The 24,794-nt window shown below is 71.8% G+C and carries 17 protein-coding genes, 2 tRNA genes, 1 other RNA gene and 2 pseudogenes; 11 read left to right on the top strand and 11 right to left on the bottom strand.

Translation table 11 applies throughout. The annotated features are described in order from the left end of the window. The first annotated feature begins 43 nt into the window (after positions 1 to 43). The 5 genes from ACFV7R_RS17980 to ACFV7R_RS17960 all read left to right on the top strand — a co-directional run bounded on the left by ACFV7R_RS17980 (position 44) and on the right by ACFV7R_RS17960 (position 3,943). Positions 44 to 1,066 (top strand): ABC transporter ATP-binding protein, encoded by a 1,023-nt coding sequence (locus ACFV7R_RS17980; protein WP_385264354.1) that lies wholly within the window; start codon positions 44 to 46, stop codon positions 1,064 to 1,066. Then, on the top strand, positions 1,063 to 1,830 hold the full coding sequence (locus ACFV7R_RS17975; RefSeq protein WP_385264352.1) for an ABC transporter permease: 768 nt from the start codon (positions 1,063 to 1,065) through the stop codon (positions 1,828 to 1,830). The genes ACFV7R_RS17980 and ACFV7R_RS17975 overlap by 4 nt, the downstream gene beginning before the upstream one ends. Next, entirely contained in the window at positions 1,803 to 3,242 is a 1,440-nt protein-coding gene (locus ACFV7R_RS17970) for a sensor histidine kinase (RefSeq protein WP_385264351.1), read from the top strand. Before ACFV7R_RS17975 ends, ACFV7R_RS17970 begins: the two co-directional genes overlap by 28 nt. Beyond that, on the top strand, positions 3,239 to 3,847 hold the full coding sequence (locus ACFV7R_RS17965) for a response regulator (protein WP_385264349.1): 609 nt from the start codon (positions 3,239 to 3,241) through the stop codon (positions 3,845 to 3,847). The genes ACFV7R_RS17970 and ACFV7R_RS17965 overlap by 4 nt, the downstream gene beginning before the upstream one ends. A 23-nt stretch (positions 3,848 to 3,870) precedes the next feature. Next, positions 3,871 to 3,943 (top strand) — tRNA-Gly (locus ACFV7R_RS17960). A 45-nt stretch (positions 3,944 to 3,988) separates the two neighbouring features. Here the strand turns inward: ACFV7R_RS17960 and ACFV7R_RS17955 are convergent. The 6 genes from ACFV7R_RS17955 to ffs all read right to left on the bottom strand — a co-directional run bounded on the left by ACFV7R_RS17955 (position 3,989) and on the right by ffs (position 13,235). Continuing rightward, positions 3,989 to 4,888: a phosphoribosylaminoimidazolesuccinocarboxamide synthase gene (locus tag ACFV7R_RS17955; protein ID WP_385264348.1), complete on the bottom strand. Its 900-nt coding sequence runs from the start codon at positions 4,886 to 4,888 to the stop codon at positions 3,989 to 3,991. Between the two features lie 73 nt (positions 4,889 to 4,961). Continuing rightward, entirely contained in the window at positions 4,962 to 6,467 is a 1,506-nt protein-coding gene (locus ACFV7R_RS17950) for a N,N-dimethylformamidase beta subunit family domain-containing protein (RefSeq protein ID WP_385264346.1), read from the bottom strand. A 241-nt stretch (positions 6,468 to 6,708) separates the two neighbouring features. Next, positions 6,709 to 9,021 carry a hypothetical protein gene (locus ACFV7R_RS17945; protein ID WP_385264344.1) on the bottom strand — a complete coding sequence of 771 codons (2,313 nt, stop codon included), beginning with the start codon at positions 9,019 to 9,021 and terminating at the stop codon, positions 6,709 to 6,711. 285 nt (positions 9,022 to 9,306) lie between these two features. Next, positions 9,307 to 10,557 (bottom strand): phosphoribosylamine--glycine ligase, encoded by a 1,251-nt coding sequence (gene purD, locus ACFV7R_RS17940; protein ID WP_385264342.1) that lies wholly within the window; start codon positions 10,555 to 10,557, stop codon positions 9,307 to 9,309. A 164-nt stretch (positions 10,558 to 10,721) separates the two neighbouring features. Continuing rightward, positions 10,722 to 13,067, bottom strand: coding sequence for a DNA polymerase III subunit gamma and tau (locus tag ACFV7R_RS17935; protein ID WP_385264341.1), 2,346 nt, complete (start codon positions 13,065 to 13,067; stop codon positions 10,722 to 10,724). Positions 13,068 to 13,136: 69 nt separating this feature from the next. Beyond that, an RNA gene (gene ffs, locus ACFV7R_RS17930) (signal recognition particle sRNA small type) lies at positions 13,137 to 13,235 on the bottom strand. A gap of 72 nt (positions 13,236 to 13,307) precedes the next feature. Between ffs and ACFV7R_RS17925 the strand changes: the two genes are divergently transcribed. The 5 genes and pseudogenes from ACFV7R_RS17925 (at position 13,308) to ACFV7R_RS17905 (ending at position 18,980) form a co-directional block, all read left to right on the top strand. Continuing rightward, positions 13,308 to 13,392 (top strand) — tRNA-Ser (locus tag ACFV7R_RS17925). A gap of 206 nt (positions 13,393 to 13,598) precedes the next feature. Further along, positions 13,599 to 15,031, top strand: a pseudogene (locus tag ACFV7R_RS17920) (ATP-binding protein). Between the two features lie 162 nt (positions 15,032 to 15,193). Then, positions 15,194 to 15,637 (top strand): hypothetical protein, encoded by a 444-nt coding sequence (locus ACFV7R_RS17915; protein ID WP_385264339.1) that lies wholly within the window; start codon positions 15,194 to 15,196, stop codon positions 15,635 to 15,637. A 208-nt stretch (positions 15,638 to 15,845) separates the two neighbouring features. After that, a complete protein-coding gene (locus ACFV7R_RS17910; RefSeq protein ID WP_385264338.1) occupies positions 15,846 to 16,154 on the top strand; it encodes a hypothetical protein in 309 nt (102 codons plus the stop codon). Positions 16,155 to 16,559: 405 nt separating this feature from the next. After that, a complete protein-coding gene (locus ACFV7R_RS17905) occupies positions 16,560 to 18,980 on the top strand; it encodes a helicase-associated domain-containing protein (protein WP_385264337.1) in 2,421 nt (806 codons plus the stop codon). Positions 18,981 to 19,002: 22 nt separating this feature from the next. Here the strand turns inward: ACFV7R_RS17905 and ACFV7R_RS17900 are convergent, their stop codons facing one another. Both ACFV7R_RS17900 and ACFV7R_RS17895 read right to left on the bottom strand, forming a co-directional pair. Beyond that, entirely contained in the window at positions 19,003 to 19,332 is a 330-nt protein-coding gene (locus ACFV7R_RS17900; protein ID WP_385264335.1) for a branched-chain amino acid transporter permease, read from the bottom strand. Next, positions 19,325 to 20,065 carry an AzlC family ABC transporter permease gene (locus tag ACFV7R_RS17895; protein ID WP_385264333.1) on the bottom strand — a complete coding sequence of 247 codons (741 nt, stop codon included), beginning with the start codon at positions 20,063 to 20,065 and terminating at the stop codon, positions 19,325 to 19,327. Before ACFV7R_RS17895 ends, ACFV7R_RS17900 begins: the two co-directional genes overlap by 8 nt. 62 nt (positions 20,066 to 20,127) lie before the next feature. Between ACFV7R_RS17895 and ACFV7R_RS17890 the strand changes: the two are divergent. Next, positions 20,128 to 20,580, top strand: a pseudogene (locus ACFV7R_RS17890) (Lrp/AsnC family transcriptional regulator); the annotation flags it as partial. Here ACFV7R_RS17890 and ACFV7R_RS17885 read toward each other — a convergent pair. From ACFV7R_RS17885 to ACFV7R_RS17875, 3 genes are all read right to left on the bottom strand, one after another. After that, a complete protein-coding gene (locus ACFV7R_RS17885; RefSeq protein ID WP_385264332.1) occupies positions 20,570 to 21,364 on the bottom strand; it encodes an Fpg/Nei family DNA glycosylase in 795 nt (264 codons plus the stop codon). The pseudogene ACFV7R_RS17890 and the gene ACFV7R_RS17885 sit on opposite strands and share 11 nt — an antisense overlap. Before the next feature lie 91 nt (positions 21,365 to 21,455). After that, a complete protein-coding gene (locus tag ACFV7R_RS17880) occupies positions 21,456 to 23,471 on the bottom strand; it encodes a beta-galactosidase (protein WP_385264330.1) in 2,016 nt (671 codons plus the stop codon). Then, positions 23,468 to 24,781, bottom strand: coding sequence for a glycoside hydrolase family 36 protein (locus ACFV7R_RS17875; RefSeq protein ID WP_385264329.1), 1,314 nt, complete (start codon positions 24,779 to 24,781; stop codon positions 23,468 to 23,470). The genes ACFV7R_RS17880 and ACFV7R_RS17875 overlap by 4 nt, the downstream gene beginning before the upstream one ends. Between the last annotated feature and the right edge of the window lie 13 nt (positions 24,782 to 24,794).

Raw genomic sequence — 24,794 nt, 5'->3', positions numbered from 1 at the left:
CGTGCACTCCTGCCGGGCCGCGGCCGCCGGGATGCTTGTGGTCATGAACACGAAGGAACACGAGCACGAGCACGTGATCGAGGTCACCGACCTGAGGCGTGTGTACGGGGGCGGGTTCGAGGCTGTGCGCGGGATCACGTTCCACGTGAAACGTGGCGAGCTCTTCGCGCTGCTGGGCACCAATGGCGCCGGCAAGACCTCCACCGTCGAACTGCTGGAGGGACTCGCGGCGCCCGCCGGAGGCCAGGTGCGGGTGCTGGGGAGTGATCCCTACGCCGAGCGGGCCGTCGTCCGGCCGCGGACCGGGGTCATGTTGCAGGAGGGCGGTTTTCCTTCGGAGCTGACCGTCGCGGAGACCGTGCGGATGTGGGCGGGCTGTACCAGCGGGGCAAAGAGGGGTGCGCGGCGCAGCCGCTCGTTGGAGGGGTGGCGGCGGGAGACGGGCGGGACGGTGGACGAGGCGCTGGAGCTCGTGGGGCTCGGCCCGCGGTCCGGCGTACGCGTGAAGCAGCTGTCCGGGGGTGAACGGCGGCGCCTGGACCTGGCGCTCGCCCTGCTCGGCGATCCCGAGGTGCTGTTCCTGGACGAGCCGACGACCGGGCTGGACGCCGAAGGGCGACGGGACACCTGGGAGTTGGTCCGCAGACTGCGGGACACGGGGACGACGGTCCTGCTGACCACGCACTACCTCGAGGAGGCGGAGGGGCTGGCCGACCGGCTGGCGATCATGCACAAGGGGCGGATCGCGGCCACCGGGACACCGGCCGAGGTGACGGCGTCACAGCCGGCCCGGATCTCCTTCGAGCTGCCCCACGGCTACTTCCTGGGAGACCTGCCGCCCCTCGGTGAGCTGGGGGTCGTCGGGCACGAGGTGGACGGGCGGGCCGTACGGCTGCGGACGCACGAGGTGCAACGGGCGGCCACCGCACTGCTGATGTGGGCCCGGGACACCGGGGTCGAACTGCGGGGGCTGGATGTGCGGTCGGCCTCGCTGGAGGAGGCGTTCCTGCAGATCGCCGGGCGCGGTGCCGTCGCCGAGACGGAGAAGGCGGAGGTGACCGCATGACCACGACCGTCACGGCTCGGATGAGTGCGCTGGCGCGGGCCGAACTGACCCTGCTGGTACGCAGCCGGGCCACCCTCGTCACCGCGGTCCTCGTGCCCTTGCTGCTGCCGCTGAGCGCGCGCTCCGCCATCGACGGGATGGACCTGGCGGACGCCGGGCTCACGGTCGGCACCGTGCTCCTGCCCGCCGCCGTCGGCTTCTCCCTGCTCTTCGCGGTCTACGCCGCCCTCACCAGCGCCTATGTCGTCCGCCGCGAGGAACTCGTGCTGAAACGGCTGCGCACAGGGGAGCTGCACGACCGGGAGATCCTCGTCGGCGCCGCGCTGCCGGCGACCGGGATCGGGCTCATCCAGTGCGTGTTGCTGGCGGCCGGCTGCACGGTCCTGCTGGATCTCGGGGCTCCGCCCGCTCCTCATCTCGCTGTCGTCGGGGTGCTGTTGGGGCTCGTGCTGTGCGGGGCGCTGGCAGCGGTCACGGCCGGGTTCACCAGGACCGCCGAGAGCGCCCAGGTGACCAGCCTGCCGCTGCTGTTCGTGTCCATGCTCGGCTCGGGCGTCACCGTCCCGCTGGAACTGCTCCCCGACCGGCTGGCCTCGGTGTGCGAACTGCTGCCGCTGACGCCGGTCATCACCCTGGTGCGCGGCGGCTGGACCGGGGACCTGTCCGCCTACGAGGCGCTGGGCGCCGTGGCGACCGCACTGGCCTGGACCGTGCTCGCGGTGTTTGCTGTACGGCGATGGTTCCGCTGGGAGCCGAGGCGCTGACGAACGGGAGGAGCGGGGCATTGCACGGGCCGGGGAGCTGGTGGCGGGGCAAGAGCACGCCGGCCAAGATCGAGACGTACACCCGGTGGTCGTACCACTTCTTCGGGGTGGCCGAGCTCCTCACGATCGGGGTTCCGGTCATCGGCCAGGCGGGGCCGGGGCTGGGGAGCTGGCTCCTGCTGATGGTGTGCGTGCACGCCGGGGTCTGCGCCGTGACCGCCTCGCGGGCTCTGGACTGGACGCTCGGCAGGCGCGAGCAGCCGGTCCGGCTGCTGTGGACGCTCGGCGCGCTCAGCACCGTGATCTCCGTCACCGCGCTCGTGCTCGTGAAGTACCTCCCGGTCCGGGGCGAGGCCGCCACCGCCACCGGCACGGTCTTCGGGATCGTCCTGATCTTCGGTGTCGGCAGCATCACGCTCGGCATCCGCAGCCGACGGCGGGTGTTCGCGGTCGTGGCCGGCTTCGCCGCGGGCGCCGGAGCGGTGTCGCTGCCGCTGGGGACCCCCTGGGGAGACGCCCTGATCGGGACGTTCGCCGTGCTGTTCGGGGGCGGGTTCCTCGCCTTCACCTCCGTCTTCTCCGTCTGGCTGCTCAACGCCGTCTACGAACTCGACGCCGCCCGCGAGACCCGGGCGCGGCTCGCCGTCGCGGAGGAACGGCTGCGGTTCGGCCGGGATCTGCACGATGTGATGGGGCGCAACCTGGCCGTGATCGCGCTGAAGAGCGAACTGGCCGTGCAGTTGGCCCGACGCGGCCGGGCCGAGGCGGTGGAGCAGATGATCGAGGTGCAGCGGATCGCGCAGCAGTCGCAGCGCGAGGTACGGGATGTCGTACGGGGATATCGCGAGATCGACCTCGGGGTGGAACTCGCCGGTGCACACGGGGTGTTGACGGCCGCCGGCATCGAGTGCGAGGTGACCGGGGAGGTCACCGGGCTGCCGGGGGAGGTGCAGTCGGCGCTCGGATGGGTCGTGCGGGAGGCCACGACGAACGTGCTGCGGCACGGGGACGCCGGGCGATGTGTCGTGGGGCTGCGGGTGAAGGAGGGGACTGTGGTGCTCACGGTGGAGAACGACGGGGTCACCGACGGGGGCGCGGGCAGCGGGGGCTCCGGCAACGGTTCCGGCAACGGAGGTACAGGCGACCGGGGTTCGGACAGCAGCGGTTCGGGCCGCGGGGCTTCGCAGGGCCGCAGTGCGGCGGACGACGGTGCGGGCGGGCTGCGGGCCGGGGGCGGGAGCTCGGGGCCTGCCGGGCTGGGGGCCGCGGGCGGGGGCTCCGGTCTCGCCGGGCTCCGGGAGCGGCTGACCGCGGTCGACGGGACGCTGGCGGCGGGGCCGGTCGGTGGCGGGATGTTCCGGCTGGTGGCGGAGGTGCCGTTCACGGCGGCCGACTGCGAGGTCGCCTCGTGACCGTGCGCCTGCTGCTCGCCGACGACGAGCATCTGATCCGGGGTGCGCTCGCCGCGCTGCTCTCCCTGGAGGACGACCTCATGGTCGTCGCCGAGGCGGCCAGCGGGCCGGAGGCGCTGGCGATGGCGCGGGCGCACGAGCCGGATGTGGCTGTGCTCGATCTTCAGATGCCCGGGGCGGACGGTGTGAAGGTGGCCACATCCCTGCGTGCCGAACTGCCCGGCTGTCAGGTGCTGATCGTGACCAGCCACGGGCGGCCCGGGCATCTGAAGCGGGCGCTCGCGGCAGGTGTGCGCGGGTTCGTCCCGAAGACGGTCAGTGCGCAGCGGCTCGCTGAGATCATCCGCACGGTGCATGCGGGAAACCGGTTCGTGGACCCCGAGTTGGCCGCCGACGCGATCTCCGCCGGGGACTCGCCACTGACCGCACGCGAGGCCGAGGTGCTGGAGCTGGCCGCAGACGGGGCGCCCGTCGCGGAGATCGCCCAGCGGGCCGCGCTGTCACAGGGGACCGTACGGAACTATCTGTCGTCGGCCGTGTCGAAACTCGGGGCGGAGAACCGTCATACGGCGGTACGGCTCGCCCGCGAGCGGGGTTGGGTATAGTTGCTCTCGCGCCACGGCGCACTGCGGACGTAGCTCAGTTGGTAGAGCGCAACCTTGCCAAGGTTGAGGTCGCGAGTTCGAGCCTCGTCGTCCGCTCTGGACAAAGACCCCGGTCATCACGACCGGGGTCTTTTTCGTGGCTCAGCTCCAGGTGGTGCCCGTCAGGCGCTCGTACGCCTCCACGTACTTGGCCCGGGTCGCGTCCACGACCTGCTGCGGCAGCGGGGGCGGCGGCTGCTCGCTCGTGCGGTCCCAGCCCGACTCGGCGGAGGTCAGCCAGTCGCGGACGTACTGCTTGTCGTACGACGGCTGCGCACGGCCCGGCTGCCACTGGTCAGCCGGCCAGAAGCGGGAGGAGTCCGGGGTGAGGACCTCGTCGGCGAGTACCAGGTTCTTGTTCTCGAAGCCGAACTCGAACTTGGTGTCGGCCAGGATGATCCCGCGGTCGCGGGCGATGTCGCGGGCGCGGGAGTAGACGGCGAGGGTCGCCTGGCGCAGCTGGGCGGCGGTGTCGGCGCCGACCTGGCGGGCGACCTCCTCGTAGGAGACGTTCTCGTCGTGCTCGCCGACCTCGGCCTTGGTGGCGGGCGTGAAGATCGGGGCGGGGAGTTCGGAGCCGTCGACGAGGCCTTCGGGGAGGGCGAGGCCGCAGACGGTACGGGACTCCCGGTACTCGGCCAGGCCCGAGCCGGTGAGGTAGCCGCGGGCCACGCACTCCACCGGGATCATCTGCAGCGACTTGCAGACCAGGGTGCGGCCGGCCCAGTCGGCGGGGGCGCCCGGCGGCAGCTCGGTGCTCAGGACGTGGTTCGGGACCAGGTCGGCGAGCTGGTCGAACCACCACAGGGAGAGCTGGGTGAGGACGCGGCCCTTGTCGGGGATCTCGGTCGGCAGCACCCAGTCGTAGGCGGAGATACGGTCGCTGGCGACCATCACGAGGTCGCCCGCCTCGTTCTGGTACAGCTCGCGCACCTTGCCGGTGTGCAGATGCACCAGGCCCGGAACCTGGATCGGCTCGGGCTTTTCTACGAATCCGGACACGGTTCCTCCCCGTGGTTCTGTCCAATGGGTCGATTCTCCCGTATGCCGGGATGAGCGTGGACAGCGGGTCAGGTCAGTCACGTTTGCAGATGCGGTCCAGGAGGTTGGCCGTGGCCCGTTGGACACGGGCGTCCACGTGGCCGGGGCGGTCCAGGGCGGGGGACCAGGCGAACGTCCCGGCCGCGAAGACGAGGGCCCCTGAGGGGGCGCGGTACAGGGACGTCTCCTGGTGGCGAAGCACACCCTCGCTGTCGGTGTAGGGGGAGTGGGCGAGCAGGACACGCTCGTCGTGGTCGGGGAGCGGGGCGCGCGGGAAGTAGCGGTCGGCCTCTCCCGCGACCAGGCCCTCGATCTCGTCGCCCTCGTGCGCGCCGGTCGCCTCCCACAGCCAGTGGTCGGCGTTGCGCACGATCAGGGGGTGCGGTTCGGGGACGCGGCCCGCGTACTGGATGCCGATCAACTGCTGCTCCGGGCGGTCGACTTCACGCCACAGCACCGGCCTGCCCGGGCCCTTGCGCTTGCGGCAGGTGAGGAGACGGTCCGGGGTGCCGGACGGTGCCGGGCCGAGCTCCACCTGCCAGTACATGGTGTTGGAGGAGAGGAAGACCAGGGACGTGCCGTACTCCCGGGCGAGTTCCACGGTGCGGCGCATGCTCGTCGACCAGTACTCGTCGTGGCCGGGGAAGACCAGGCCGCGGTAGCGGGTGGGGTCGACACGGCCGGCGTGCAGATCGCGGGCGTCGGCGTACGCGAGGTCGTAGCCGTAGCGCTCGGCCCAGCGGATGAAGTCGTAGGCGTGGCCCACATGGAGGGGCAGGCCCGCGCCCGCGTACGGCCGGTCGAAGGAGACGGTGGTCGCGGCGTCGGCCTCGCCGAGCAGCCGGCCGTGCTCGTCCCAGGCGTGGTAGAGGCTCGCGCCCGTGCGGCCGTCCTCCGGGTAGAGGTTGTACGCCTGCCAGGTGATGTCCGGGAGCAGCAGGAGCAGGTCGGCCGGGTGGTGGTGGCGGACCGTGAAGGGGACGTGGGAGCGGTAGCCGTCGGCGGTGGTGAGGACGGCGACGTAGGCGCCGACGTTCCAGTACGACGGGATCTGGAGCCGCCAGGACAGCCACCAGTGGTGGCAGGAGACCGTGCGGTCTGCGGTGAGCGGCGGGGGCTGCACGATGCCTGACAGCCGGGGGCTGGTGGTGATCTTGGCTGCACCGTCACCGCCGTAGTGGCCGATGCGGTAGATGTCCACGGCGAATTCCTGGGGCGGGTCGACGGTGATGTGGAAGTCGACTGCCTCGCCGGGTGCGACCGCGCCGGTGGACGTGAAGCCCTTGATCTGGCGGTGGACGTCGTCCGCGGAGCGGGGGCCGCCGGCGGAGCGGGGGGCGGGGACGCGGGGGGTGCCGGTTGCGGTGGGCGGGGGCTGCCGGCCGGGGGCGGGGTCCACGTACCAGGGGACGACCTGGCCGGTGTCGTCGAAGTACGTCTCGCTGCCGCGCAGCCAGGGGACCGGGCCCTGGCCGAAGGGATCCGTCACGGCGTGTGCCAGTGCTCCCGACTCCCAGCGGCGGATCTGCTCCGACCCCATGGTCGCCTCCCTCGGGCCCCGTTTTGTCGTGCTGTGCCGGCTGCGGGTGCGTGCTTGTCCTGTGGTGCGGGTCCTGCGGTGCGTGGTGCGTGTCCTGCGTGCTCGTCCTATGTCGAGCGCTCTTGCCATGTGCGCGTTCAGTACCCAGCACATCACATTCCGCACCGAGTCCGTCACGGTTCGTTTTGAATTGACCGAAAACGGAAGAAGGGGCTCCGCGTCGGGGGCTCCGTGTCGGGGCTCAGACGAGCCGTACCGGCTTCTCCGGGCGTATCCCGACCTCGGCCAGCCAGGACCGCAGGGGTGCCGGGTCGCCGTCCTCTATGAGGCTCAGCACCTTGGGGGTCAGATCGGCTGCGCGCTCGCCGTTGACCAGGAGGGACGGGCCGTCGAGCCAGTCGAGGCCGGGGACTGCGCCGGCGGTGTCCATCGCGGCACAGCACACCATCGCGGTGACGTGGTCGGCGAGCAGTTCGCGGGGGGTGCGTGGGGGTTGGAGCGGGAAGAGGGGGAGCGTTCCGCCGTCCCAGAGGGGGATGTCGAGGGCGGCGGCCGGTGGGCCTGCCTGGGGGGCGAGACCAGAGGCCTCCTCCCGCGCCAGCTCCGCACTGAGCCCGGCGGCCAGGGCGGCGCAGCGGGGAGTTGGGGGTGGGGGGTCGGCTATGAGCAGGGGCTCCGGGGGCTCGTGGGTGGGCGGGTGGAGGGTTGGGGGGTTGGCGGGCTTGGCGGCGGGGGTGGGGGCGTCCGGCGCCTGAGGTGGGTGGGCGGTCGGGGTCTGGGGGGCCGCCGGTGTCCGGGTCCGTTGGTCTGATGCGTCGGTCGGGCGGTCCGAGGTCTCGGTCAGGCGGTCCGAAGTCTCGGTCGGGCGGTCCGAAGTCTCGGTCGACTGGCCCGACGTTCCAATTGGCTGGTCCGATATGCCAGTTGGCTGGTCCGATGCGTCTATGCCAGTTGACTGGTCCGATGCGTCGGTCGGGCGGGCAGAGGTTCCCGTCGGCGAGTCCGATATGCCGATTGGCACACCCGATGTCCCGGTCGGGGAGACCGGCCCCTCGATCTGCTGACCCGGCTGCCCGGCCGAGGGGACCGATCCCTCGGTCGACTCGCCCGACGCCTCGGCCGACCCGCCCGAGGCCCCTGTCGGCAGGTCCGATATGCCGGTCGGCAGATCCGATGCGCCCCTCGGCACACCCGATGTCCCGGTTGATCGGTCCGAGGCCCGCATCAGGGGTTCCGGTGTCGTTGGGTCCGGTGGGGGGCCGTGTGCGGGAGGTGGGTTTGTGAGGTGGTCGAGGACGCGGGCCAGGGTTGGGCCGCTGTCCGCGCCGCGGGTGACTCGGCGGACTCCGAGGGTGTCCAGGACGCGGTGGAGGCGGGCCGCGTCCGTGCGCCACTTGCGGTCGACGACCTCGTCCGGGTACTCCTGCCAGTCCACCGGCGACCAGGCGGGACCGGATTCGGCCGGCCCGCCGTGGAAGAGGCGGGCGGCGAGCAGTGAAGCGGCCTCGTCGATCGCGCCGGGCTCTTCGAGCAGGTCGCAGGCGGGACGCTCACCCAGTCGGGAGGCGAAGCCCTCGGCCAGGCGGTCGCGTCGGGACAGTTCGGTGAGGGCCGCGACAACGCCCGCGTCCAGCCGGGAGGGCCAGCGGCCCATCCGCCAGGCGGGCAGCGCGACCCGGGTGAGCAGACGGTCCCAACCGGCGTACGCCAGCCCGACCTGTTCCTGCGCGACGATCCGCAGCCCGTAATCCACAGCCTGTGCACGCTCGGCGGCCGCTGCGGCGACTCCGCGTTCCATCTGGGCCGTGTGCTCCTGGCAGCCGCGCAGCAGCAGGCGGGCCACCCAGCCGAGGCCCGCGCACACCGTGCGGACCACGGGACCGCGGCCCGGCGTCGAGGCGACGGCCGCCGCCGCGTCCAGGCCCCGGACGAAGCGCCGGGCCGCGGCTATGTCGGGGTGTGCGGAAGGCCCCGTACCGGCGACGACCGGGGCCAGGACCGCGCGCAGTTCCCCGACCCGCATCCACCACAGGAACGGGGAGCCGATGACGAGGACGGGGGCGGCGTCCGTACGGCGTTGGGCGGCGTGCCGTTCGGTGCCCGACGTCCCCTCGGCGCCTCCGAGCGCGTGCGGGGGACCGTGGGCCGGATGGGTGCGGTCCTCCAGCCAGCTGTCGCAGTCCGGGGTGAGCGCTATCGCGGACGGGGCGGGGACGTCGAGACGGTCGGCGAGGTCGCGCACCAACCGGTACAGATCGGGGGCCGCCTCCTCGGCGATCGGCACCGTCGGACTCACCGCGGGCCGTGCCCGGGCGACGAGCAGCGCGAAACCGCCCGCGGCCAGCAGGACGAGGAGCGCGACTGCGCTCACCGCCCAGCGGGCGACGTCCCAGCCGAGGCCGACGAGATGGCCGGTGGAACCGCCCGCGAGCAGGACCACGGCGACCGCCCCGGGCAGCACGGCGACGGCCAGCGCCCGGCTGCGGATCCGCAGCACGGCCAGCGCCCGGGAGCGCGCGGCCTGCGCCCCCGTCTCCACACCCATACCGGTCACGACCGGATCTCACCCCCTCCCGTCCTGGCTGTCCTGGCGTTGCTCACTCCCCCACTGTGGCACCCACCACTGACATCGCAATGCCGATGGGCCAAGTGCCGGAACGCTTGCGCCGCACCCTAGTTGGGGCCTCGTCCCTCGTCAGCCGGATAGGACATCGGTCACTCGATGGAATGGCTCTGGGGAGAGGTGGATGACGGAAGGCAAGGATCAGGCCCCGGCTGCGGGAAGCATCCGGGGCCTGCGAAGTGCCTGGTCAGGCGGTGGATCGTACGGGTGGTGGGACTATGCGCCCGCCGCCTTCGCCGCGATGTCCGTACGGTGCTGGGAGCCGTCCAGACGGATGCGGGAGACCGCCCGGTAGGCCCGCTCCCGCGCCTCCGTGAGGTCACCGCCCGTCGCGGTGACGGACAGGACACGACCACCCGCGCTGACGACGGAATCGCCGCCGCGCTTGGTACCCGCGTGCAGGACGTATGCGTGCGGGGCGTCGTGCGCGGCCACCTCGTCGAGACCGGTGATCGGGTCGCCGGTGCGCGGGGTGCCGGGGTAGTTGTGCGAGGCGACGACGACCGTGACGGCCGCGTCGTCGCTCCAGCGCAGGGGCTCCAGGTCGGCGAGGGTGCCGTTCGCGGCGGCCAGCAGGACGCCGGCCAGGGGGGTCTGCAGACGGGCCAGCACCACCTGGGTCTCGGGGTCACCGAAACGGGCGTTGAACTCGATCACTCGGACACCGCGGGAAGTGATCGCCAGCCCGGCGTAGAGGAGGCCGGAGAACGGGGTGCCGCGACGCCGCATCTCGTTGACCGTCGGCTGCAGGACGGTCTCCATGACCTCGTCGACCAGCTTCGGGTCCGCCCACGGCAGCGGGGAGTACGCGCCCATGCCGCCGGTGTTCGGGCCCTCGTCGTTGTCCAGCGCGCGCTTGAAGTCCTGGGCGGGCTGGAGGGGGACGACCGTCTCGCCGTCGGTGACCGCGAAGAGGGAGACCTCAGGGCCGTCGAGGAACTCCTCGATGACGACGCGCTCACAGGCGTTCGCGTGCGCCTTCGCCGCGTCGAGGTCACCGGTCACGACGACGCCCTTGCCGGCGGCCAGACCGTCGTCCTTGACCACGTACGGCGGGCCGAACGCGTCGAGCGCCTCGTCGACCTCCGCCTCCGTCGTACAGACATACGAGCGGGCGGTGGGAACCCCGGCCGCGGCCATCACGTCCTTGGCGAAGGCCTTGGACCCCTCCAGCTGCGCGGCCTCCCCGGACGGGCCGAACACCGGGATACCAGCCTCGCGCACGGCGTCGGCGACCCCCGCGACAAGCGGGGCCTCCGGGCCTACGACCACCAGCCCGACGTCGAGCTGTGCGGCCAGCGCCGATACGGCCGCGCCGTCCAGGGCGTCGACCGGGTGCAGCTCGGCAACCTCGGCGATGCCGGCGTTGCCGGGGGCGCAGTGCAGCGCGGTGACGGCGGGGTCGAGGGACAGGGAACGGCACAGGGCGTGTTCGCGGGCGCCGCTGCCGATGACGAGGACCTTCACGGGGTCAGCCTAACGGCAGGCGGCGGGGTGTCCTTGTGCGGGCTTCCGAAAGGGTGGGGGGAGGCGGCTTGTGGGTTCCTCCAAGGAGGCCTTGTGCCTGCTCGAAGGAGAGTCGGCTCGAAGGAAGGCGTGCTCGAACGAGGCCCTGCCGGAAGGGGCCTGCGCTACTCGTTCGAGAGCTCCTCCACCACCGTCGCGCCCAGTTCCCGCACGATCAGTTCCTGGCCGGAGAGGGCCGACTCGTCGAGATCGGGGTCGTCGTCCTCGGGGATGTCGTCCTCGGGGGCGACGGGGGCGGAGGACGGCGACTCCGGGGCGGAGGGCGGCGAGGGGACGGGAGCCGGTGCCGGGGTCGCCGGGGCCGGTGCAGGGGACGTGGCGGCCTGTGCCGGTGCGGGGCGCTGCGGAGCGGCCGCCGTACCGCTGCCGTACGCACCGGTGGCAGTGCCGCTGCCGTAGCCACCGGCGGCACCGGCACTGTTGTGACCGCCCGTGGCACTGCCGCCGTAGCCACCACCGGCGTTGAAGCCCCCGGCCGGCGGCGTGCCTGAACCGCCCGACAGGTCGACGATCGCCTCGATCTTCCAGTTGACGTTGAACTGCTCGCCCAGCGCCTGGCGCAGCACATCCTCGCTGCCGCTGCTCGCGAAGTTGTCCCGGGCGCCGACGTTGACGAAACCGAGCTGGAGAGTGGTGCCGTCGAAGCCGACGACCTGGGCGTTCTGGCTGAGCAGGATCCAGGTGAAGCGGCGGCGGTTCTTGACCGCCTCCAGGATGTTGGGCCAGAGCGCGCGCGGGTCGAGGCCGCCGCTCGGGGCCGGTGAGGCAGCCGGCGGGGCGGCGGGCACGGAAGGCGTGGGGGGCGTGGCAGGCGTCGGCGACGCGGACGGGGAGGCGCCGGGCGGCGTCGCGGGTCGGCCGCCGCCGCCCGCGGGGGCCGCGGTGGGCCAGCCGCCGGGCCGTCGGCCACTGCCCGCGGCGGTCGCGGTGGGCCAGGCTCCGGGTGCGGAGGCTGCTGGTGCGGGAGCCGGAGGTTGGGCAGGCTCGCCCACGGCAGGAGCGGGCCCGGCGGGAAGGTCCTGGCCACCCGGCGCGCCCTGAGCGGCGGCCACACGCCGTTCCCCGGGCCCGCCCGGGCCTCCCGGCGCTCCGTCCTGCTGGGGACCACCGGGCGGGGGACCAGCCGCCGTATCCGAGGTACCCGGCGCGCCAGGGCCGCCGCCGGCCCCTCGTACGGCAGCCCGAGCCGCAGCCACGCCACCGCCCGGCGGAATCGCCGCAGCCGCTCCCCCGTGCGCCTCGGGCCCGGGCACGTACTCCATGGCGGGCGCCCCGGCACCCGTCGAGAAGTTCACCCCCCGCTCCAGCCGGTCAAGACGGGCCATCACGGACCGCTCGTCCCCGTACGCGGCCGGCAGCAGCACGCGCGCGCAGATCAGCTCGAGCTGGAGGCGCGGGGAGGTCGCTCCCCGCATCTCGGTCAGCCCCTCGTTGACGATGTCGGCTGCTCGGCTCAGCTCGGCGGGGCCGAAGGTGCCTGCCTGGGCCTGCATCCGCTCCAGCACGTCGGCCGGAGCGTCGATGAGCCCCTTGCCCACCGCGTCCGGCACGGCGGCGATGATCACCAGGTCCCGCAGCCGCTCCAGCAGGTCGGCGACGAACCGCCGCGGATCGTTGCCTCCCTCGATGATCCGGTCCACGACCTCGAAGGCGGCGGCCCCGTCCCCGGTGGCGAAGGACTCGACGACGGAGTCGAGCAGTGAGCCGTCCGTGTAGCCCAGCAGCGAGGTGGCCATGGCATACGTCACACCGTCCGCCCCGGCGCCCGCGAGCAGCTGGTCCATGACGGACATGGAGTCACGTACGGACCCGGCACCGGCACGCACCACCAGCGGCAGCACGCCGTCCTCGACGGGGATGCTCTCCTTCTGACACACCTCGGCGAGGTAGTCCCGAAGGGTGCCGGGGGGCACGAGCCGGAACGGATAGTGATGGGTCCGCGACCGAATCGTGCCGATGACCTTCTCGGGTTCGGTGGTCGCGAAGATGAACTTCAGATGCTCCGGCGGCTCCTCGACGACCTTGAGCAGTGCGTTGAAGCCGGCCGACGTGACCATGTGGGCCTCGTCGATGATGTAGATCTTGTATCGGCTGCTCGCGGGTCCGAAGAAGGCCTTTTCCCGCAGCTCACGGGCATCATCGACACCACCGTGCGAGGCGGCGTCGATCTCGATGACGTCGATGGATCCCGGTCCGGTCCGCGCGAGATCCCGGCACGACTGGCACTCCCCGCAGGGGGTCGGCGTAGGACCTTGCTCACAGTTCAGACACCGCGCCAGGATCCGTGCGCTCGTCGTCTTGCCGCATCCACGCGGACCGCTGAACAGGTACGCGTGATTGACCCGGTTGTTCCGCAGCGCCTGCTGCAGCGGGTCAGTGACATGCTCCTGCCCGATGACCTCGGCGAACGACTCCGGGCGATAGCGGCGGTACAGCGCGAGAGACGACACGCATACGAGGTTATAGGCGCCCACTGACAACAGGCCCCGCCCAGGAAACCGCGAGCCCCCGGCCCCGGCAACGCAAGCGCCCCCCACGCACCCGCCAGAGCCAACCTACCCTTGCTGCCTTCCGGCCCTGGGGGAGTTCAGTCAGATAGCGCCGCGTGAGGGGCTTCGCACAGCCTACCTGATGCTGAGGTGCGGGAACGAGTTCGCGAGCACTCCTCTCGGTCATGTAATGTTTCCGGCGGAGGATTCGCCTAGAGGCCTAGGGCGCACGCTTGGAAAGCGTGTTGGGGGCAACCCCTCACGAGTTCGAATCTCGTATCCTCCGCAGTCGCCCGAACAGGCGAAACGAAGGCCCCGGACCGCTCAGCGGCCGGGGCCTTCGGCGTGCCCTGGTCTCAGTTTTGGTCTCATTCATCTCCGGCATCAGGGGCATTCCTCTCATGCGGAGCGGCGCACGCCCCGGCGAACCCTCGGGCACGGCTCGGGCTCGACGGGTACACCCGCGGGGCGTGGGATTACGAGTGGTCAGCGCTGAGCCGGTTCATCACCGATCCGCAGCCAGGCGCGACCCTCGGCGTGGTCTCCGGACGTCGCCGCCAGCGCAAGACATTCCTGTTGGACGCCGCCTGCCGTGCCGCCGGTGGGTTCTGTTTCGGTGCGACCGAAGCAGCCGACGCCGAGTCGCTTCGCCGGCTCAGCTCCGCGCTGACCGCCCACGTCCGCCCCGCCGGCCCGTACCACTTCGCCAACTGGTCGGAGGCCGTCGACGCTCTGCTCGCCCTCGGTTCCGAGCGCCCCGTCCCCGTTGTGATCGACGAGTTCCCGTACCTCGCCAAGGCCGACCCGGAGCTCCCCTCGATCATCCAGGAGGCCCTGCGTCCTCTGCGTGACCGGCGCACCGGCTCCCGGACTCGGTTGCTGCTGTGCGGGTCGGCCTTGTCCTTCATGGGCCGGCTGCTGTCAGGCAACGCGCCTCTGCGCGGCCGGGCGGGACTGGAACTTGTCGTACGCCCCCTCGATCACCGTTTCGCCGCCGAGTTCTGGAACATCACGGATCCCCCGTCTTGCGCTGCAGGTCAACTCGATCGTCGGCGGTACTCCCGCCTACCGGCGTGAGTTCGCCCGAGGCGACAGTCCAGCCGGGCCGGAGGACTTCGACGACTGGGTCGTACGTACGGTCCTCAACCCCGAGACGCCCCTCTTTCGCGAGGCTCGGTACCTGCTGGCCGAGGAACCAGACCTGCGTGACACCGCCCTGTACCTGTCCGTCCTGGCGGCTGTGGCCGACGGCAACGCCACGCGTGGAGGCATGGCCGGGTATCTGGAGCGCAAGGCCACCGACATCGCACACCCCATCCACGTCCTCGAGGACGCCGGTCTGCTGTACCGGGACGCCGACGCCTTCCGCGACAACCGCCCCACCTACCGCATCGCCGAACCACTGATCGGCTTCTACCACGCCGTCATGCGCCCGGTATGGGACCAGTTGGAGCGCCCCGGCAGCGCTGTCCGGGTCTGGCAGACCAGCCGCCGCCGGTTCGTCAGCAACGTCCTGGGGCCCCCACTTCGAGCAGCTCTGCCGCGACTGGGCCCTGCATCATGCCGACGCCGATGTACTCGGTGGCCTGCCCGCCCGCGTCGGACATGGAGTGGCCCACGACCCCAAAGCCCGCACCGGCCACGAGGTCGACGTGGCCGTTGTGGGCATCGCCGACGGACACGCCAAGCCCCCGCTTCTGGCCATCGGCGAAGCCAAGTGGAACGACACCATGGGCGTCGCCCACATCGAACGTCTCAAGCACATCCGCGAGCTCATCGCCCAGGCCGGCCGCTACGCCACCACCCGCACTCGCTTGCTGTGCTTCAGCGGAGCAGCAGGCTTCAACGACACGGCACACGCCGCCACTGAGACCTCACCGGACATTCAACTCGTCGACCTGACAGGCCTCTACGGCCAGGCGTAAGCAAGCCGGGATGGCAGTCGGTACCGGAGCGAGCGGCAGGAAGCGCTCCGGGGCAGGCCGGAGCCTCCACCGATACCGGAGCGCTTCAAGCTGCGGGTATCGATGTCGGACCCGACTGCTAAGTTCCGCCGTCTCGGAGAAACGAAAGAGGATGGGGGCCTGATGGGGGCTTCGGGGTGGGACTACTACGTGCCGTACCAGGAGGACCTGGACGCGGCGCTTCAACAGTTGCGGCACGAGGTGTTCGCAAAGGGGGACTACTACTGGGTCAACGGCGGCGACTGGCGACCGGAGGAGGAGCGGGAGCCGCGGCCGCAGTCTCTGGAGGAGCTGTGGGAGGACGAGTTGGTCCAGGAGGCCGGCACCCACTCGATCCTGGACATTTTCCGCGTCGTGGGGCCTGACGACACCCCGGACTACAACACCGTGGAACCCGTGACGACTGAGGAAGCGCGCGCGTTGCTGGGCACCGACAAGCTGACCCGTGCGCACGTCAAGGACTTCGACGTATTCCCCCGGTCGCGGTGGATCGGACGATGCGCGGTGCTGCACGACGACGAGGGCAACCCCCAAGAGATCTACTTCTGGGGCCACTCGGGCGACTGAGCCACAGGCCAAGCACCACACAGCCCTCGTGGGCGGTCGGTGATCGAACTCCTGAAGCGGTGATCGGTGGCAGCCCAGTGCCCTTCGCGGGCCCAGCCCGGCGGGAAGCGACAGGAGTCGTTGCGCTCACGCACCTCGGGCGCTGTTGGACCGAGTCTTCCGCAGGTACTGGGTAGGTGAGGATTCTCGAGCCGCCGAGGAGGGTGAAGTGACGTACCTCGTCCGCCAGATCGTCATGGGTGTAGTGATCGGTGTCGCCGTTCTGCTCCTCGCCTTGATCGTGGTCAATCACTCCGGCAACTCCAATGTGGACAGGTACAGCTACACCAAGGGCTACAACGCCTTCGGTGGAGCGCTCGTACCTACAGACGGTCGGAGCCGCGAGCAGGTGGAGGCGGACTGTGATTCCTTCTTCCGGCAGCGTCAACTCGCCACCCCGGACCACAAGGTGGTTGAGAAGGACTGGGTTCGGGGATGTGCCGACGCGGCGCAGAACAAGGATTCCCGCTTCAAGTAGGGCACACGCCCGCAGTGTCTCTTGGAGGCTTCGGCGTGACCGCCATGACCGTCGCTGATCGATCTGCACAGAGCTGCGGAGCCTGTTACAGCGCGGCGACGACCAGGCCGAGGTTGGGGGCGGCCGCCTCGGCAGCGCTGAACCGGGTCACGACCCGTCCTTAGAGCTGCCGGCCGCGCACCGCCACCGGGCGCAGCACCGGGTCCGTGACCGCTGCCCTGCGGCGCCGCCGCAGGGTACGCAGCTGCCACACCCTCTCGCCGGCCTTCAGTTGCCCTTCCGGTTGAATCCTGCTGCCGTGTGGCGCGCGCCGTCCTTCGATGCGCCATCCTTGTGCCCTGCCAGGGCCGTCGCCGGTCCGGAAAGCACAGGGTGTTCTTGTCACGGTGAGGTGTTCGCATCAGTATGCGCAGCGGATCGACTCTGGCCGCATGGCTACGCGGTCTTGACACCCCACGGCTGGAGCGGGTCCTCGCGGCTCGGGCGGACGCCGTGTCCCCGCCGGAGCCGCGATCGGTCGGCGAACTGGCGGACCGTCTGCAGCGCCCGGCATCGGTGGCGTTGGTGCTGCCCCGGCTCGCGCTGCCGCATCTTCAGGTGGCCGAGGCGCTGGCAGCCGTGGCGTCCGTGCCGCGCGCCGGCCTGGCGCGGTTGCTGGGAGCCACGGACGAGGAGAGCGCCTGCGGGCTGGACGCGGCGCTGGACGTGCTGGCCGATCACGCACTGGTCTGGCCGGACGACAAGGGCCTGCTGCACATGGCGGCCCCGCTGCGGCAGGCGTGGGACGCACCCCTGGGGCTGGACGCGCCCCTGACCCGGCTGCTGGCGGACATGACCTCCGAGGAACTGCGCTCCATGCTGGTGGCGTTGGGCGAACGGCCCGGTGGCACCAAGCAGCAACGGCTGGCGGCTCTGGTGGATCACCACAGCGACCCGGAACGGATCGCCGCACTGGTGGCACAGGCACCCGCGACCACCCGGAACCTGCTTGAGCGGCGGGCGAGTTACGCGCCGGACCGGCCGGAGTTCACCGTCTTCGGGGCCCCGCAGGCCGACTCGGGGCCGGGTGTGCGCTGGGCGCTGGAGCGGGGACTGCTGGTCCAGGACCGTCACCGGTACGGAGCCGCCCGTATGCCGGCCGAGGTGGCGCTCGCCCTGCGGGGAGCCGACTGGCGCGCCCCGTTCGAACCCGTCCCGCCCGTCGTGCATACGGTGCCCGTCGGCTCGGCAGAAGTGGACCGGGAGGCGGCAGCCGCGGCCACGGCGTTCGCCGCGCATGCCGCCTCGGTGCTGGCGGCGTGCGCCGCCGTTCCGCCGAAGCGGCTGAAGTCCGGCGGGGTCGGGGCACGTGAACTGTCCCGGACCGGCAGGGCAGCGCAGTGCGACGACATCGTGGTACGTCTCGTTCTGGAAACGGCGTACGCCGCCGGGCTGCTGGCCCGGGACGGCGACCAGGTCGCGGCGACGGAAGGCTACGACGCCTGGGCGGAACGAGAACCTGCCGAGCAGCTCACCGTGCTGCTCCAGGCCTGGCGGACGCTGCCGCTCACCCCGACCGGGGCCCGCGACGAAGACGGCAAGGCGCTGCCCGCACTCGCCGGAGCACCGCCCTGCACCGGCTGTGTACAGGCCCGGCACGGGCTCCTCACCGCCGCAACGCACCTTCCTGCGGGCCAGGGAGCGAAGAACGCCGCGGAACTGGGGCCGCTGGTCGCCTGGTACCGCCCGCTCGCCGATCGACTCCCCGAGGACACCACACCCTTCGCCACCCTGGTCCGCGAGGCGGAACTGCTCGGCGTCATCGCGCGGGGTGCCCTGTCCCGCATCGGTGCCGCGCTCGAGGCCGACGACGCCGAAGCACTCGCCGTGGCCTGTCAGCGGCTGCTGCCGACGGCCACCAGGACAGCCCGCTTCGGCACCGACCTCACCGCCGTCGTCACCGGCACACCGTCCGCCCACCTCGCCGCGCTGCTGGATGCCGTCGCCGACAGGGAAGCCGGCGGCACGGCATCCGTGTGGCGCTTCAGCCCGAGCACCGTCCGCCGCGCCCTGGACGCCGGCCGGACTCCCGACTCCCTCGCGGCCGACCTGGCCGCCGTTGCCGTCGGCGCCCTCCCCCAGCCGCTGTCGTACCTGATCCACGACACCGCGCGCAGCCACGGCCGGATGCGCGTGACCTCCGCGGCCTGCGTGATCCACGGCGAAGAACCCGCCCTCCTCGCCGAACTCGCCGCCCACCGGAAGCTCACCCGCCTCGGCCTGCGGCAGCTGGCACCCACGGTGCTGGTCAGCCGGACCCCGCTCGAGAAGACCCTGGCCGCGCTCCGGGCCGCGGGCTACGCCCCCGTCGCCGAGACCGCTGACGGAACCGTACGGGTGGAGCAGAACCGGCGCCCCCGCGCCGCCGGCCCGGTCCCGCCGCCACGCCTGCCGGGCGGCACGGCGGGCAGGCGGAACGCGGCCGCCCGCACCCCGCAGGTCCCGGCGGCCGTCGACCTGGGCGCCCTGGCCACCAGGCTGCGGGCCGCCCCGCCAAGCACCCCGCAGCCCGATCCGGGCAACGGAATCCCCTTCGACAGCGACACCGAGGAAATCGTCGCCGGGTGCGCGCGCCTGCTGTCCCTCGCCGATGTCCGTCAGCTGGCCCACGCCATCGACGAGGGCCGGGAGGTGACCATCGAGTACGTCGCCGCCTCGGGCAGCCGCACCGTGCGCACCCTCAGCGAGCTCGAACTCGACGCGCCCTACCTGTATGCCTGGTGCCACCTGCGCGACGACGACCGCGTCTTCACCCTCTCCCGCATTCACGGTGTCATGCCCACGTAGGTCCCGCCCTGGTCGTTCGGGCTCAGTGCGCGAAGGCCATGTTCGCCAGGAGCACGTGTACGGCCGTGCCGCCGAGGATGCTCAGGAGGGCGTTGCGGCGCCACAGGTGCAGGCCGACGGTGACGGCCAGGGCAGCCAGTGGGGCGACGGCGCGCGGCTCCGGCAGCGGCAGGTCGCGCAGGCAGTAGACGACCAGGATCACCATGACGCCGGCGGGCATGCGGGTGCTGAGGTACTGGACGGTGCCGCTCGCGCGGAGGGGGGCGAGGGCCACGAAGGGCAGGGCGCGCAGGCCCCAGGTGACGGCGGCGGTGACGGCGATCGCGGCGATGGCATAGCGGGTGTCAGACATGGCTCGGCTTCCTGCCGGTCGTGCAGTGGCGGGCCAGGAGCCCGGCCGTGAACAGGGCGAAGGCGGCCAGGAGCAGCTGGCCGGGGAAGAGGAGACGGGCGGCCAGGGCGCTGAGGAGGGCGAGCAGCGGGGTGGGCAGGTCGCCGCGCAGGTCCCGGAGGGCGTCGAGGGCCAGGACGGTGAACAGGGCGGTCAGGGCGAAGTCCAGGCCGGTGACGCTGTCCGGGATGAGGGAGCCGAGCAGGGCTCCGGCGGTCGAGCTGCCCGCCCAGTACAGGTGCAGGAAGAACTGCAGCCAGAGGATGCGGCGGCTGGGCCAGGTGCGGGCCTGCTCGCCGGCGGTCAGGGCGTACGCCTCGTCGGACAGCGCAAAGGTGCCGTACGCCTTGCCGAGGCGGCCTGTCACACGGTGCAGGGGGAAGGACAGCGCGTAGAAGACGTGCCGGACGTTCACCATGAAGGCGGTCAGGGCGATCGCCGCCAGGGGGGCGGCGGCGGTGACCATGCCGATGAGCAGGAACTCGAACGATCCGCCGTAGATCAGCGCGGCGGACAGGCCCGCCCACCACCAGTCGAGACCGGACTGAACGACGAGCGCCCCGAAGGCGAGACCGAGCGGGAGGAAGCCCAGGCCCACCGAGGTGGAGTCCGTGAAGGCCGCCCGCATGGGGGCGGGTCCGGACCGGCCGTCGGCAACGGCCGTGGTGGCGGTAACGGCGGGACTTGTGCGCATGTCGACATTTTAGAAAGCTTCTTGCCTTACATGGTTGCCAATTGTGCCCGTATGATCCCTTCATGAGCAATGAAATCAGCCTTGACGCCCTGGACAAGGAAATTTTGTTTCATCTACGTCAGGACGGGCGGCTGACCAACGTGGAACTGGCCAAGCGGGTCGGTCTGACCCCGCCGCCCTGTCTGCGCCGGGTCAAGCGGCTGGAAGAGGCCGGCGTCATCGCCGGCTACCGGGCCGTCATCGATCCCGAGGCCCTGGGACGCGGGCTGGAAGTCCTCGTCGACGTCGAGATCTACGCCCAGGACCGCAGAACCGTCGAGGAGTTCGAGGACACCGTGGCCTCCTATGAAGAGGTCATCGAACTCCGTCGCATGTACGGACGCCCCGACTATTTCGTCCGCGTCGCCGTAGCCGACCACGCCGCCTACGAAGCCTTCGTCACCGAGAAGCTCATGGGCCTGGCCGCGGTTCATCGCCTCGAGTCCCACCTCACCATGAAGAAGATCAAGGCTGACGGCCGAGTGGCTGGCACCGCGGGCACCACATCGTGGTCCGGCCTGCCAGGCGGGACCGGCGCAGGGAGGTGCCGCAGCGTGGGCAGTGCGGGTCGGGGTCGTCGCGGTGGCCGGTGAGCCAGGAGTCACGCGGTGGTACGCAGCCGGCCGTGACCGAGGAGCGCAGGGTGCGGCGCATCTGTGTGTACAGGCGCCGGCGGTCGGCCTCGGTGAGCTCGCTCGCCCGGCCGGTGGGGCGCAGTCGCGCGCGCCAGAGGATCTCGTCGGCGAGCAGATTGCCGAGTCCGGCCAGGACGGACTGGTCGGTGAGAGCGGTCTTGAGGGCGCCGCGGCGGGAGGACAGCGCGGCCTCGAACTCCTTGCGGTCCACCGCCATCGCGTCGGGGCCCTGACGGGCCAGCAACCGTGCGACATCCGCGTCGTCGGCCAGCCAGAGGCCCTGGAGCTTGCGCTGGTCGCGGTAGCGGAGCTGACGGTCCCGGCCCAGGGTGAACAGAACGCGGTCGTGGGGTTCGGCGGCGTCGTCGGGACGGCCGCAGACCAGTCGACCGGTCATGCCGAAGTGCAGCATGAGGGTGTGGCCGCCGCCGGTACGGGCGAGGAGCCACTTGCCGTGGCGCTCGAGGCCGGTGAACCGCCGGCCCTCGAGCGCGTCGCGCAGCCCCCGCGCGCTCACCCCGTGCAGCACACCGGCGTCACGCACGTCGACGCGTCGGACGACCCTGCGCAGCGCGCAGGACTCGAACACTTTCCGGAATGCCTCGACGTCTGGCAGTTCGGGCATGGAGGGAGCCCCCCAGCGGTCGGCCGGGCACGGTGAGCACGCTCACCTCCATGGTGGCTCCCTCCGGGCGATGTGTTCCCGGTGTCAGGGGCTACTCCCGCGGCTCCCGTACCACCGCCACGCCCCCCGCCGGGACCGTGACCGAACCGTCCTCGGCCGGCTTGCCGGTGAGCAGTTCCGTCGCCGCTGCCGACACGGAGACCTCCGCGCCCCGGCCCGTGTGGTCGATCAGGAAGAGGTAGTCGGCGTCCGGGCCGCGGCGCAGCACCGCCTCGATCCCGTCCGGTGTCGTGCGGACCGGCGCCACGCCCGCTTCCGAGCGGATGCGGTCTAGCAGCGAACCGAGGGTCGCCGGGTCGGGACGGGTGGCCAGGTACCACGTCGTGCCCTCGCCGAAGGTGTGGCGGGTCACCGCCGGGCGGCCGGTCAGGGGACCGTCCGTGTACGAGGCCACGACCTGGGCACCTTCGGTGCGCACCCGCTCCGACCACAGGGTCCCGCTCGCGCCCGGCGGCACCTCGCCGGTCAGGCCGACCGTCTCTTCCGGGAGGAGCGGGAAGAGTTCGTCGCTGCGCACGCCGAGCGCCTCGCGGAACGCGCCGGGGTAGCCGCCCAGTCGTACGTGGCAGTTCTCGTCGACCGCGCCGCTGTGGAAGCCGACCGCGAGGGTGCCGCCGCGGCGGGCGAAGGCGGTGAGGTTCGCGGCGCCCGTGTCGTCGACCAGGTAGAGGTTCGGGGCCAGGACCAGGCGGTACGACGACAGGTCCGCGTCCGGGCGGACGAAGTCGACGGCGATGCCCGCGCGCCACAGTGGCTCGTACCAGTGCCGTACCAGGTCCTGGAAACGGAGTTCGCCGTTCGGCTGGGAGGGGAGTTCCAGGGCCCAGCGGGCGTTCCAGTCCCAGACGACGGCCACCTCGGCGGTGCCGGTGCTGCCGCGGACTTCCGACAGCGCCTGCAGATCTGCGCCCAGTTGGACGACGTCCTGCCAGATCTGGCTGTCGGTGCCGGTGTGCGGCAGCATCGCCGAGTGCCACTGCTCGGCGCCCGCTTTCGCGGCCCGCCACTGGAAGTACGCGATGCCGTCCGCGCCGCGGGCGACGTGGGCCAGCGCATTGCGGCGCAGTTCGCCGGGGCGCTTGGCGCGGTTGACGGGCTGCCAGTTGACCGCGCCCGTCGAGTGCTCCATCAGCAGCCACGGGCCGCCCGCCAGCGAGCGCATCAGATCGCCGCTGAGCGCGATGTCGATCTCCGACTCGGGGTCGGTGGACATCAGGTAGTGGTCGTTGGAGACGACATCCAGCTCGGGCGCCCAGCGCCAGTAGTCCAGCGCGTCGAAGTTCTGCATCACCATGAAGTTGGTGGTGGCGGGGATCGAGGGGGCCGCCTCCCGCAGCACGTCCCGCTCGGCGGTGCAGAGCGACAGCAGCTCGTCGGAGCAGAAGCGGCGCCAGTCCAGCTGGTGCGTCGGGTTGGGGACGGCTCCGGTGGCGCGGGGCGGCAGGATCTCGTCCCAGTCGTAGTACCACTGGCTCCAGAAGGTGGTGCCCCAGGCGTGGTTCAGGGCAGCCAGGTCCTCGTACCGGTTGCGCAGCCAGACCCGGAACGCCGCCGCGCTCGTGTCGCAGTAGCACTCCGCGTTGTGGCAGCCGTACTCGTTGTGGACGTGCCACATCGCCACCGCCGGGTGGTCGGCGTAGCGGTCGGCGAGGGCGCGGGTGATCCGCAGGGCCGCCCTGCGGTACGCCGGGCTGCTCGGGCAGAACGTCTGGCGGCTGCCGTACGACAGTCCGCGGCCGTCCCTGTCCACCGGGAGCGCCTCGGGGTGGGCGCGGAAGAACCAGGCCGGCGGTGCGGCCGTCGGGGTGGCCAGGTCGGCGGCGATGCCGTTCTCGTGGAGCAGGGCGAGGATCCTGTCCATGCGGGAGAAGTCGAACTCCCCCTCGGCCGGCTCCAGCAGCGCCCAGGAGAAGATGCCGACGCTGACCATGGTGACCCCGGCCTCGCGCATCAGGCGCATGTCCTCGGCCCAGACCTCCTCGGGCCACTGCTCGGGGTTGTAGTCGCCGCCGTAGGCGATACCGGGGACGTTCAGCACACGCTTCATCGGGCACCTCCGCCCAGCAGACGGCGGGTTGTGGCCACGCCCCACTCGTCCAGCGACAGCAGGCGGTCGCTGGAGGCCATCAGGCCGCCGGTCGCCTCGACGTGCGCGGCCCAGCGTTCACGGGTCTCCACGGCCGGGCGGGCCATCAGGCAGTCGGGGTCGTTGATCCAGAGGCGGCCGTGCTGCCACTGGCGGCCGACGCCCGTGAACTCGGCCGGGTCCTGGCCGGGTTGGCTGTAGTCGTCGGCCTCGGGGCGACGGTGCGGGGCGGTGTCGGGGCTGACCCGCATCGCGTCGAACAGGCCGATCGACGCCAGCATCGGCGCGCCGCAGCCCAGCAGGTACGCGTCCGGGCCGATCGCCGCGCGGATCAGCTCGATCCCGGAGCGGTACGCGGTGAGCGCGTCCACCGACGTGTGCCGTACGCCCTCCAGGGCGCCCGCGTAGAGGAAGTCGACCTTGAAGTAGTCGTAGCCCTCGGAGCGCAGGGTCGTGAAGACCTCCGTCAGGTACGCCGCCGCGTCCGGGTGGGTGGTGTCGAGGACGTACAGGTCGTGGCCCCAGTTGCGGCCCGCGTGCAGCGGGGCACCGTCGGACGACCGGACGAGCCAGTCGGGGTGCTCGGCGGCCAGCGCACTGGCCGGGTCGACCAGGAACGGCGCCGTCCAGATGCCCGCCCGGCGGCCCCGGTCACGGATGGCGTCCGCGATCCCGGCGCGGGAGCGGAAGCGCCCGGAGAGGGTGAGCCAGTCGCCGAGGGCCTTCTGGTAGCCGTCGTCGATCTGGACGACGTCGACGGGCAGGTCGAGGGTGTCCATCGCACGGAGGTTCTCGTGGATGTCGTCCTCGGTGACGGCGGTGAAGTACTCGTACCAGGAGCACCAGACGGTGGGTGCGGTGCGCGGGGCTTCGAGGCCGAGCCCCGAGGCCCAGTCCGCCAGCGTCGACTGGATGTCCGCGCCCGTCCACTCCTTCACCGGGCCGTTCGCGCTCACCTCCGCGGTGCCGTCCGTCACGACCAGCCGGATCGACGGCACCTCGCGGGTCGGGTCGGCCGCCGCCCACAGGCGGACCGGGGAGCCGTCCCCGGGGTCGAGGGCGAGCAGGCCCTCGCCCTGGAAGGTGTCGTCCGGGACGGTGTGGCCGGGGCGGTAGCAGACCGTCGCCCAGTTGTCGTTGGTCGGGCGGTACGGCTTGTCGCCGAGGGCGTAGGCGCCGCTGGGGCTCCAGGACTGCCAGCCCTCCTCGTGGACGCGGGCGGTACCGACGTCCACGGGCACGGAGGCGAGCGGCGTGAAGGGGTGGGGCACGGTGGTTCTCTTT

Source organism: Streptomyces sp. NPDC059866, assembly GCF_042731325.1.
In the GTDB taxonomy this organism is placed as follows: domain Bacteria; phylum Actinomycetota; class Actinomycetes; order Streptomycetales; family Streptomycetaceae; genus Streptomyces; species Streptomyces flavusporus.
Note: the sequence above shows the minus strand (reverse complement) of the source record. Positions and strands in the feature narration are given on the sequence as shown.